At 73.5% G+C, this 11,143-nt stretch carries 8 protein-coding genes; 4 read left to right on the top strand and 4 right to left on the bottom strand.

The window, feature by feature from the left end; translation table 11 throughout:
• Positions 1 to 86 precede the first annotated feature (86 nt).
• Genes AB5J51_RS20020 through AB5J51_RS20035 form a run of 4 tightly spaced genes read left to right on the top strand, consistent with a single transcriptional unit; the run spans position 87 to position 6,208 of the window.
• Entirely contained in the window at positions 87 to 1,478 is a 1,392-nt protein-coding gene (locus tag AB5J51_RS20020) for an MFS transporter (protein ID WP_369778215.1), read from the top strand.
• Positions 1,471 to 3,603, top strand: a complete 2,133-nt coding sequence (locus tag AB5J51_RS20025; protein WP_369778216.1) for a molybdopterin oxidoreductase family protein — start codon at positions 1,471 to 1,473, stop codon at positions 3,601 to 3,603. Before AB5J51_RS20020 ends, AB5J51_RS20025 begins: the two co-directional genes overlap by 8 nt.
• Positions 3,564 to 4,991: an FAD-dependent oxidoreductase gene (locus AB5J51_RS20030; RefSeq protein WP_369778217.1), complete on the top strand. Its 1,428-nt coding sequence runs from the start codon at positions 3,564 to 3,566 to the stop codon at positions 4,989 to 4,991. The genes AB5J51_RS20025 and AB5J51_RS20030 overlap by 40 nt, the downstream gene beginning before the upstream one ends.
• Entirely contained in the window at positions 4,988 to 6,208 is a 1,221-nt protein-coding gene (locus AB5J51_RS20035) for an FAD-dependent oxidoreductase (RefSeq protein ID WP_369778218.1), read from the top strand. Before AB5J51_RS20030 ends, AB5J51_RS20035 begins: the two co-directional genes overlap by 4 nt.
• Positions 6,209 to 6,367: 159 nt before the next feature.
• Here AB5J51_RS20035 and AB5J51_RS20040 read toward each other — a convergent pair whose 3' ends face one another.
• From AB5J51_RS20040 to AB5J51_RS20055, 4 genes are all read right to left on the bottom strand, one after another.
• Positions 6,368 to 7,582: an acyltransferase gene (locus tag AB5J51_RS20040; protein WP_107093513.1), complete on the bottom strand. Its 1,215-nt coding sequence runs from the start codon at positions 7,580 to 7,582 to the stop codon at positions 6,368 to 6,370.
• Between the two features lie 137 nt (positions 7,583 to 7,719).
• On the bottom strand, positions 7,720 to 9,102 hold the full coding sequence (locus tag AB5J51_RS20045) for an aldehyde dehydrogenase family protein (RefSeq protein WP_369778219.1): 1,383 nt from the start codon (positions 9,100 to 9,102) through the stop codon (positions 7,720 to 7,722).
• A complete protein-coding gene (locus AB5J51_RS20050; protein WP_369778220.1) occupies positions 9,102 to 10,205 on the bottom strand; it encodes an AMP-binding protein in 1,104 nt (367 codons plus the stop codon). Before AB5J51_RS20050 ends, AB5J51_RS20045 begins: the two co-directional genes overlap by 1 nt.
• Positions 10,206 to 10,312: 107 nt before the next feature.
• Complete coding sequence (locus tag AB5J51_RS20055; protein ID WP_053787093.1) at positions 10,313 to 11,104, bottom strand: arylamine N-acetyltransferase; 792 nt, start codon at positions 11,102 to 11,104, stop codon at positions 10,313 to 10,315.
• Positions 11,105 to 11,143: the final 39 nt, after the last annotated feature.

The following is an 11,143-nucleotide window of genomic DNA, read 5'->3' on the forward strand; positions in this document are numbered from 1 at the left end:
CGAAATCCCCGGATCGGCCATGGCGGTGAACTGAACTGAACTGTATAGTTCATAGAGTCAGCCGCCGAAGAGAAAGCCGAGAAGCCATGACGCCGCCCGCACGGCCCGCACGGCCGGCAACCCGACGCTGGATCGAGGACTGGGACCCCGAGAACGAGGAGTTCTGGCAGCGCTCCGGCAAGCAGACCGCCCGCCGCAACCTGATCTTCTCCGTCCTCTCCGAGCACATCGGCTTCTCGGTGTGGAGCATGTGGTCGGTCCTGGTGCTCTTCATGTCACCCGAGATCGGCCTGGGTTTCACCCCCGCCCAGAAGTTCCTGCTCGTCGTCGTCCCCACCCTCGTCGGCGCCGCCCTGCGGCTCCCCTACAGCTACGCCGTGACCCGCTTCGGCGGCCGCAACTGGACCGTTTTCGCCTCGGCCGTCCTGCTCGTCCCCACCCTCGCCGCCCTGTACTTCGTGCAGCGCCCCGGCACCCCGCTGTGGGTGTTCCTGCTGATCGGCGCCACCGGCGGGGTCGGCGGCGGCAACTTCGCCTCCTCGATGACCAACATCACCGCCCTCTTCCCGCAGCGCCTGCAGGGCTGGGCCCTCGGCATCAACGCGGGCGGCGGGAACCTCGGGGTCGCCGCGGTCCAGCTGATCGGCCTGCTCGTCATCGCCACCGCGGGCAGCACCCACCCCGCGTACGTCATCGCCGTCTACCTCCCCCTCATCGTGGCGGCCTCGCTGCTCGCCGCCCTGAAGATGGACAACTTCGCGGCCGTACGCAGCGCCCCCGGCGCCCAGCGCGAGGCCGCCCGCAACCCGCACACCTGGTGGATCTCGCTCCTCTACGTCGGCACCTTCGGCTCGTTCATCGGCTACGGCTTCGCCTTCGGGCTGGTGCTGCAGAGCCAGTTCGGCGCCACCCCGCTCGAGTCCGCCTCGTACACCTTCCTCGGGCCGCTCCTCGGCTCGCTGTTCCGGCCGGTGGGCGGGCTGCTGTCCGACCGGTGGGGCGGGGCGCGCGTCACGCTGCTGACGTTCTGCGCGATGGCGGCGGGCACCACGGTGCTGCTGCTGGCCTCGGCGCAGGGCTCGTACGGGCTCTTCGTCGCCGGCTTCACCGTCCTGTTCGTGCTGACCGGCATAGGCAACGGCTCGACGTACAAGATGATCCCGGCCGTCTTCGCCCGGCAGGCGGAGGACGAGGTCACCTCCGGCCACGACGCGAGCGCCGCCTTCGCCCGGGCCCGCAGGCTGTCGGGGGCGGTCATCGGCATCGCGGGCGCGGTGGGCGCGCTCGGCGGGGTCGGGGTCAACCTGGTCTTCCGCAGCGCGTACAGCGGCCCCGCCGGGTCCGGCGAGCCGGCCTTCGTCGCCTTCCTCGGCTTCTACCTGGTGTGCATCCTGGTCACCCGGGCGGTCTACCTGCGCAGGCGGCCGGCCGGCGAGAGTGCGCCGGAGCGCGTGCGGGCGGGGGCCTCCCGTGTCTGAGACCACCGCCTCCGCCGAGGCCGCCGCATCGCCGGGGACCGGCGCCCGCGCCGAGGCCGTCACTCACTGCCCGTACTGCGCGCTGCAGTGCGGTACGCGGCTCACGCGCGCGGCAGGCCGTACGACCGTCGAGCCGACGCAGTTCCCGGTGAACCAGGGCGGGTTGTGCCAGAAGGGCTGGACGGCGCCCGCGCTGCTGGACACCCCGGGGCGGCTCACCCGGCCCCTGGTGCGCGGCCCGGACGGCGTGCTCGCCCCCGCCACCTGGGAGGCCGCGCTCGACACGATCGCCGCCCGGCTGGGAGAGATCCGCGCCGTTCACGGCCCCGACGCGGTCGGCGTGTTCGGCGGGGGCGGACTCACCAACGAAAAGGCCTACCAGCTGGGCAAGTTCGCTCGGGTCGCACTGGGCACCAGCCAGATCGACTACAACGGCCGGTTCTGCATGTCCTCGGCGGCCGCCGCCGGCTCCGCGGCCTTCGGGCTGGACCGGGGCCTGCCGTTCCCCGTCACCGACCTCGGCGGCGCGGACGTGATCCTGCTGGCCGGGGCCAACCCGGCCGAGACCATGCCGCCGCTGATGCGCCACCTGAACCGGGCGGCGCTGATCGTGATCGACCCGCGCCGCACCCCCACCGCCGAGGGCGCCGCCCTGCACCTCCAGCCGACGCCCGGCACCGATCTCGCGCTGGCCCTGGGCCTGTTCCACCTCGCCGTCGTCGAGGGGCACGCCGACCGGGGCTACCTGAACAAGCGCACCACCGGCTTCGACGCCGCCTGGGCGCGGGCCGCCGCCTGGTGGCCCGAGCGGGTGGAGCGGGTCACCGGGGTCCCGGTCGCCGACATGCGCGAGGCGGTCCGGCTGCTGGCCGGCGCGGAGCGGGCGTACGTGCTGACCGGGCGCGGCGCCGAGCAGCACAGCAAGGGCACCGACACGGTCGCCGCGTTCATCAACCTCGCCCTCACCCTCGGCCTGCCCGGCCGGGGCGGCAGCGGCTACGGCTGCCTGACCGGCCAGGGCAACGGCCAGGGCGGGCGCGAGCACGGCCAGAAGGCCGACCAGCTGCCCGGCTACCGCATGCTGACCGACCCCGCCGCGCGCGCCCACGTCGCCGCGGTGTGGGGGGTGGAGCCCGATGCGCTGCCGGGCCCCGGGCGCAGTGCGTACGAACTCCTCGACGCGCTCGGCACACAGGGCGGACCGCGGGCCCTGCTCGTCTTCGGTTCGAACCCCGTGGTCTCGGCCCCGCACGCGGCCCGGATCGGGGAGCGGCTGAAGTCCCTGGACCTGCTGGTCGTGGCCGACTTCGTGCCGTCCGAGACCGCGCAGCTGGCGGACGTCGTCCTCCCCGTGACCCAGTGGGCCGAGGAGGAGGGCACCATGACCAACCTCGAAGGCCGGGTGCTGCGCAGGCGGCGGCTGCTGTCCCCGCCCGGCGAGGCACGCAGCGACCTGGACGTGCTGCACGGCCTCGCGGTCCGGCTCGGCCAGCCCGCGGGCCGCTTCCCGACCGCGCCGCGCGAGGTGTTCGAGGAGCTGCGGCGGGCTTCGCAGGGCGGGCTCGCCGACTACTCCGGCATCAGCTACGAGCGGCTCGACGCGGGCGAGGCGCTGCACTGGCCGTGCCCCGAGACCACCGGGGGCGGGGCGGCGCACCCCGGCACCCCGCGCCTGTTCCTCGACGCCTTCGCCCACCCGGACGGGCTGGCCCGCTTCGCCGAGGTCGAGCACCGCGACGGGGCCGAGACGCCCGACGCCGCGTTCCCGCTGTACGCCACGACCGGGCGGGTGCTCGCCCAGTACCAGTCGGGTGCGCAGACCCGCCGGGTCCCGGAGCTGGCCGCGGCCGCGCCGGAGGCGTTCGTGGAGGTCCACCCCGACACGGCCGGACGGTACGGGCTGACCGACGGCGGGTGGGCCGAGATCGGTTCGGCGCGCGGCAGCACGCTCGCCCGGGTCCGGCTGGTCCCCTCGCTGCGGACGGACACGGTGTTCCTGCCGTTCCACTTCGCCGGGGCGGGCCGGGCCAACCTGATCACGAGTACGGCGCTCGATCCGCGCAGCAGGATGCCGGAGTTCAAGGTGTGCGCGGTACGGATCGGGCCGGCCGGGGCGGGGTCGTGAGCGCGGGCGAGGTGCTGGTGGTCGGCGGCGGCCCGGCCGCACAGCGGTTCGCGGAGCGGCTGCACCACCACGGGCACCGGGGCGGCATCACCGTGCTCGGCGCCGAGCCCCAGGCCCCGTACCAGCGGGCGCTGCTGGGCTCCGTCCTGGACGGGACGCTGCCGGCCCCCGCCCTCGCCCTGCCCGCGCTGCCCGCGGGCATCCGCCTGCACACCGGAGTCACCGCGACCCGGATCGACCGCGCGCGCCGGCTCGTGCACTCCAACGGCGGCACGGCCGGCTCCGTGCACCGCTACGACACCCTGGTCCTGGCGACCGGGTCCCGCCCGGCCGTCCCCCGGATCCCGGGGCTGCCGGCCGAGGGCGTAACCGCGCTGCGGACCCTCGCCGACGCCGAGCGGTGCGCCGCGGCGCCCCCGGGAGCCGCAGTGGTCCTCGGCGGCGGACTGCTCGGGGTCGAGGCCGCCGCCGCGCTGCGCCGCGCCGGGCACGAGGTGGCTCTCGTCCACCGCGGGCCGCATCCGCTGCACCGGCAGCTGGACGCCGCCGCGGGCGCACTGCTCACCCGGCGCCTGGAGGACCTCGGGGTCGACGTCCATACGGGCCGTACGGCGGCCGCGTACTGCCCCGGCAAGCTCACCCTCGACGACGGTCGCGTGCTCGCGGCCGACACCCTGGTGCTGTGCACCGGCACGGTCCCCGAGACCGGGCTCGCCCGCCGGGCCGGGCTCAGCGTCCGCACCGGCGTGGTCGTCGACGGGCTCCTGCGCACCGACGACCCGCGCATCCACGCCATCGGCGACTGCGCCGCGCACCCGGAGGACACCGCCGGGCACCTCGAACCCGCGTGGGCGCAGGCCGAGTCGCTGGCCCGGCAGCTCACCGGCGCCGCCCCGGCGTACGGCGGCACCCGGCAGATCACCCGGCTGCGGGTGCCCGGCGTCGACCTGGTCGCCCTGGGGCGGGGCGGGGCGGCCGCCGAGGGCGCGGAGGTGGTCGCGTTCAGCGATCCGGCGCGCGGCCGGTACGCCCGCCTCACCTTGCACGGGCAGCGGATCACCGGGGCGGTCCTGCTGGGGCTGCCGCGGGCCATCGCCGCCGTGAGCCGGTTGTACGAGCTCGGCCTGCCGGTGCCGGCCGGACGTCTGGAGCTCCTGCTCGGCATCGCACCGGCCGCGCCGGGGGCCGGCGAACTCCCCGGCGACGCCGTCGTCTGCCGCTGCAACAACGTCACGAAGCACACCGTCACCGAGGCCTGCCGGGCCGGCGCCGCCGACCTGGCGCAGATCGCCACGACCACCCGCGCCACCACCGGCTGCGGCGGCTGCACGGACGTCGTCCGCGCGCTGTGCGCAGCCGTACGGCCCGAAGGGGGCAGCACGTCATGACCCGTACCGCTCGAACCCTCGTCGTCGCCGGGCACGGCATGGCCGGGCACCGGCTCGTGGCCGAGCTGCGGAGTCTCGATGCCGCCGGGGCCTGGCGGATCGTGGTGCTCGGGGAGGAGCCGCATCCCGCGTACGACCGGGTGGCGCTGTCCTCGTACCTCGACGGCCGCAGCGCGGCGGACCTGGCTCTGGCCGGGCCCTGGTTCCTGGACGATCCGCTGCTGGACCTGCGGCTGAGCACCGGCGTGGCCGCCGTGGACCGGGCGGCGCGCACCGTGACCACCACCGCCGGCGATGTGGTCGCGTACGACGCGCTCGTCCTGGCCACCGGCTCGCGGCCGTTCGTGCCGCCCGTACCGGGCCACGACCTGCCCGGCTGCTTCGGCTACCGCTCGCTCGGCGACCTCGACGCGATCCGCGCCGCCGCCGCGGCGGGCCGCCCCGGCGTGGTGATCGGCGGCGGGCTGCTCGGCCTGGAGGCCGCGAACGCGCTGCGGCTGCTCGGCATGGAGCCGCACGTGGTGGAACTGGCCCCGCGGCTGATGCCGTTGCAGGTGGACGCGGCCGGCGGCGGTGTCCTGGGGCGGCGCGTGGCGCAGCGCGGGCTGCGGATCCACTGCGGTGTGGCGACGGCGGCGATCACGGCGGGCCCCGACGGCCGGGTGGCCTCGGTGGTGCTGGCCGACGGCAGCTCCCTCGAGGCGGACGTCGTGGTGTTCTCGGCGGGGGTGCGGCCGCGGGACGAGCTCGCGGGCCCGGCGGGCCTGGCCACGGGCGGGCGCGGCGGGTTCCTGGTGGACGAGCTGTGCCGGACGCAGGACGAGCGGATCTGGGCGGTCGGCGAGTGCGCGGCCGTGTCGGGCCGCTGCCACGGGCTGGCCGCACCGGGGTACCGGATGGCGGCCTCCGTCGCCCGGCAGCTGCTGGGCCTGGGCGGGGAGCCGTTCGGGGAGGCGGACCCGTCCACCCGCCTCAAGCTGCTCGGCGTGGAGGTGGCGAGCTTCGGCGACGCCCATGCGGCCGCCGAGGGCGCGGTGGAGCTGAGCCGGCTGGACGAGGCGGCGGGGACGTACGCGAAGCTCGTGCTGGACGCGGACTGCCGCACCCTGCTCGGCGGCATCCTCGTCGGTGACGCCCGCGCGTACGGCGAGCTGCGCCCGTACGTGGGCCTGGGCCTGCCCGCGGCGGGCCACCGGCTGCTGGCCGGGGCCGCCTGAGGGAGGCAGGACCCGGTACGCAGAGGCGCCGCCCTTCGGGGTCCGGGAACCCGAAGGGCGGCGCAGCGCAGGGCCGGTGGGGGCGCCGGTGGGGACGGCGCAGCCGTGCGGTGGAGCGGAACCGCGGTCAGGCGGTCAGACGGTCAGACGGTCAGACGGTCAGACGGTCTCGAGGGTGCGGCCCTCGGAGTCGGACGGACCGGCGCCCCGGACGGCGGCCTCGGCCGCCGCGGCCTTCGCCGCCCTGGTCTTGCGGGAGCTGGAGAAGCGTCGCGTGATCGGCGCCTCCACCCAGGCGTACAGAGCCCAGGAGAGCAGCACCGCGACGACGGTCTGGGCGGCGATCAGGGCGATGCCGACCGGGGTCGAGTAGAGCGCGTCGCCGAGCAGTTCCCGGGAGTAGGCCAGCACGATGTAGTGGAGCAGGTAGAAGGCGAAGGAGATCTCGCCGAGCCAGATCATGAACCGGTTGTTGAACGGCGTCGGCTTGTTCTCCGCGTCGCGCGTGGCGACGGCCGCGATCAGCAGCACGATCGGGACCAGGGTGACCGAGCGCTGCGCGTACAGGTGCTCCACGTTCATGGCGACCGCGTAGCTCACGGCCAGCAGCAGCGCCGACCAGGTCGTGCCGATGTTGCGCCAGCGGCCCGCCATCACGGCGCGGGCGACCAGGATGCCGAGGGCGAAGTCGAGCAGCCGGACGGGCGGCAGGACGTACGCGAACCAGTACTGCACGGTCGAGGTGCCGTCGGCGCCGGGCATCTGCATGCCACCGCCCGGGATGACCGCGTAGGTCAGCGTCGGGGTGAGGCAGATGGCGGCGACGACGCCGGCTATCCACCACTTCAGGCGCGCCGGGTCGATCTTCTTGATCAGCAGGAACAGCACCGGGAAGGCGAGGTAGAAGATCGCCTCGGCACCGAGCGACCAGCTGGGCGGGTCCACGCTGAAGTTGGTGGCGAAGTCCGGCACCCACACCTGCACCATGAGCAGGTTGACCACGGCCTGCCAGGGCTTCGTCATGACCGCCGCGAAGGTGATCAGTGCGAGCGCCCAGGTGATCACGTAGTTCGGGTAGATCTTGACGAAGCGGCGGCGCCAGAAGGCCCGCATCGTGTCCTGGTCGCGGGCCGACCAGGTCAGGACGAAGCCGCTGAGCACGAAGAAGAACGTGACGCCGAGCGCGCCGGCCTGCGAGGCGTACTTGGCGAACGCGTCGTTCGCCGCGTCGTCCTCGAAGAGGCGGATCCACGGCACCCCGAGGGAGGCGTGGAAGAAGAAGACCAGGAGGGCCGCGGGGAAGCGGAGTCCGGTCAGCGAGGGGAGCCGTGGCGGTCCCACAGGTCTGGACCCGGCCGTTCCATTCATGGACATGACAAATACGCTCCTTTGTGGGTGACGGGATGACTGGGTGACGGGAAGAAAGGGAAAGCGGGAGACCTGTGCCCGCCCACGCGGCGGCGCGCCGTGCGCGAGCGGGTCCGGGCCGGGGCCCGGACCCGTCGGGTACGTCAGTCGCGGATGACGGTCTTGGTCCGCATCAGGAACTCGCCGAGGTAGCCGTCGTGCGGGACGCCCGGCCGGATCCAGTAGGTCGGGTGGTCGCCCAGGTAGACGTTGCTGATGGTGGGCTCCTGGAGCAGCGCGTCGATCAGCGCCTCGTCCTCGGTGAACGCGGTCAGCACCAGCGAGTTGCGCAGCGGGCCGATCCCGTCGGCGGGCGACCAGGGGGCCACCCACACGCAGGGGAAGGGCAGTTCGATCCCGGCCTGCTCGGCGTCCGGCCGCTCGAGCTGGTGCACGGCCGGGCGCAGTACGGCGCTCCCGTCGCCGAGCTCCTCCACGATGCCGTCGCCGCCGAGGTGCGTGGTGGTCCCGGCCGCCTTGGCGAGCAGGAACTTCTCGATCGCGCGCGCCCCCTCCACCGGCTGCACCGCGAGGACGGCCTTCGGGTCCTGCGGGGGCAGGCTGGGGATCGTGGCGAGGCGCTCGGCGATGGCCTGCGCGAGCGGCGCCGGATCGCCGTCGACGAGCACGGTGGTGGCGTTGATGCAGGCCACACCGCCCTGGTGGCTGATGGAGTCCACGATGGTGTCGAGGTGGTCGCGCCAGTCGACGCCGGCCGGGACCAGCATCTTGGAGCGGCCGGGGCCCTGCGGCAGCACGTTGGTGCCCGCGTACTTGCGCACGACGTCGTCGCCGCCGTACACGAGGCCGTAGTCGGCGCTGCGCAGGATCTCGTCCGCGGCCTCGTAGTCCGTGGGCAGCAGCACGACCTGGTCGTTGCCGAAGCCCGCGGCCCGCAGCGCCGAGATCAGCCGGTGCGGGGTGAACGGCTCGCGGCGCGAGGGCCGTACGGCCACGCGGTAGCCGAGGGCGAGGGCCTCGACCCACAGCGAGTGCGGGCCGGGGTGGTTGCCGGCGGCGTGCACGGCGAAGACGTCGCCGCGCCGGGTCCACACCGCGCTGCCCGTACGGGTCTCCCCGGCGCGCCAGTCGTCCACCGCGCCGGTCGGCCGGGCCTGGTACGCGGCGAACCGGGACTGCTCGGTCGCCTCGATGATGGCGGCGGTCGCGGCCTGCACGACGCCGATCGGGACGCCGGAGACCCGGGCGACCGTGTGCTCGTACTCGGCGAACGACAGCCCGTCGATCGTCTCCTCGGCGAAGATCTTGCCGGCGCGGGCCAGCGCCGCCGTCCGCTCGTCGGCCGGCAGCGAGCCGGCCTTGCGCAGGGCGTCCATCGCGCGGGTCACGAACAGCTTCGGGACCAGGCTGAGTTCGGCGACCGGGGCGCCCGTCACGTCGGTGACGGTCATGCGCTTGCGGGCGCGGAAGGGTCCGGCGGGCCCGAGCGCGTCCAGCGTGATCAAACCGGCGCTCCCGGCGCTCATTAATAGACCCCTTCGATGACGGTCTCGTTGTCGAACTCCTGGACCGGCGCGATGTCCGCCACGGAGTCCCCGAGCTGCCAGACGCCCTCGGGGCCGGGCACACGGGTCGCGTAGTCGCGCTCGAGGTTGTTCGGCATGAACAGGCTCTTGCTGATGTGATGCATGACGACCTGGCCTCGCTCGCCGTACGGAACGGTCTCGCGGGTCTCGGGGTCGACCACGTCGAAGATCATGTGGGGGGAGAACGGGTCGTAGATGCACGGGTCGTCGTCGGAAAGGCCCGGGCGCTCGCTGGCGTTGCCGAGGATCATCGTCGAGCCGTAGCCGCTGTACAGGTGGGCGTTGGGGAAGACCTCGGTGCGGTACAGGTAGCGGGTGTCGGCGTCCATCTGGGTGCCGACCCAGTTGATCGCCTTGACCTTCTCGTCGATCAGCTTGGCCAGGTCGTCGCGGCGGGCGAGCCGCTCCAGGACCGGCGGCGTGCACATCAGGACGCCGATGTCCTGGGTCTGCAGCAGGAAGGCGACCTGGTCGACGATGTGCTCGGCGTACGCGCCCGCCTCGGCGCCCTTGCCGTCGGATATCAGCTTCTTGACCCAGCGCGGGTCGAGGTCGACGGTGAAGGCGAGGCCGCCGCGGAAGGCGGTCTGCCGCTTGATCACGTCACCGACCATGTGGGGCCCGGTCGGGGCGACGACCAGCCAGTTCACGTCCTGCGGGACGCCGTGGCGGTCCAGCTGGGCGCTGCTCCAGGCGAGCAGCCGGTCCAGCCACTCCCGGAGCAGGACGATGCGCTTGGGGGCGCCGGTGGTGCCGCCGCTCTCGTAGACGCCCACGACCTCGGGCTTCTCCCCGTAACCGCGGGGTATGAGGTCCTCGGCCCGTACGTGGCGCAGTTCGTTGGCGAGGTTGGGGAACTTCCCGAGGTCGGCGAAGCCGCCGATGTCGCTCAGCGGATCGAATCCGAGAGTTCCTGCACGTTCCAGCCAGAACGGCGAACCCGTTTCCGGGGAGAAATGCCACCGCAGGGCGGCGCGCAGGAATTCGTCGGGGTCCGGCTGGGTGTCGAGTGGAAATTCCAGCAAGGGATCAACGATGGACACAATGCTCCTTCCGGATACGGAGTAACGCCGTACTCTTCGCATCGTGCGCCCCGCCGCAGCAGCCGGTCCACGGTATTCGGGTGAGTCCGTCAACTGTCTGTGTCAGGTCAGCTGGATCCCGACGGTCCGGTTTGCGCCACCGTCTTCGGGAGTTCGTCGAGCAGCATTCCGAAGTGGCCGCGGTAGGCGGCCAGGATCTGCTCGTCGCCCTCCAGCCGCTCGGTCCTGCGTACCCCGCCCTCGACCCTGACCAGGCGGTTCCCCTTGAGCGTGACCCGGCCGTCCGCGAGCGGCAGCGAGCAGAACAACTCCTGGAGGAACGGCGAGTCGGGGCTGGTGCGCCACCACCACAGGGTGGGCCCGAAGTCCTCGAGGCGGCAGGGGCGGTCGTCGATCCGGTAGAGCGCGTTCCCCTCCAGGGACACGTCGAAGCCGCCGGCCCCGGCCGGCGCGACCCGGTACTCCCCGTTGGGGTCCCGCTGCACCTCAGTGGTGGCGAAGCGGAGCGGGTGGCGGCTGTTGCGGCCGAATCCGGCGTCGACCAGCCAGGGCTCGTCCAGGGTCACCCGCAGCGCGAGGTGGCACATCGCCGGCCCCAGCCCGTCCGGCCGGTAGACCCGGCCCGGCAGGATCTCGACCCGGTACCCGAGGGCGTCGAGCAGGACCGCGAAGGCCGTGTTCACCTCGTAGCAGCCGCCGCCGCGGCGCTGGCGCACGATCTTGTCGACGACCTGCTCGCCGAGGTGGATCTCGCGGTCGAGGTGGTAGTCGATGTTTTCGAAGGGCACCGAGAGGACATGCCGCTCCTGAAGGTGGCGCAGACCCTCGAGATTGGCTTTCTCCGGCCTTTTCGCGCCGATCCGCCCGAGGTATTCGGCCACTCCTGCGTCGTCCAGCATCGCATTCTCCTTGACGATTCGAACCCGGCAGCGTACGCC

The organism is Streptomyces sp. R33 (genome assembly GCF_041200175.1).
Lineage (GTDB): Bacteria > Actinomycetota > Actinomycetes > Streptomycetales > Streptomycetaceae > Streptomyces > Streptomyces katrae_B.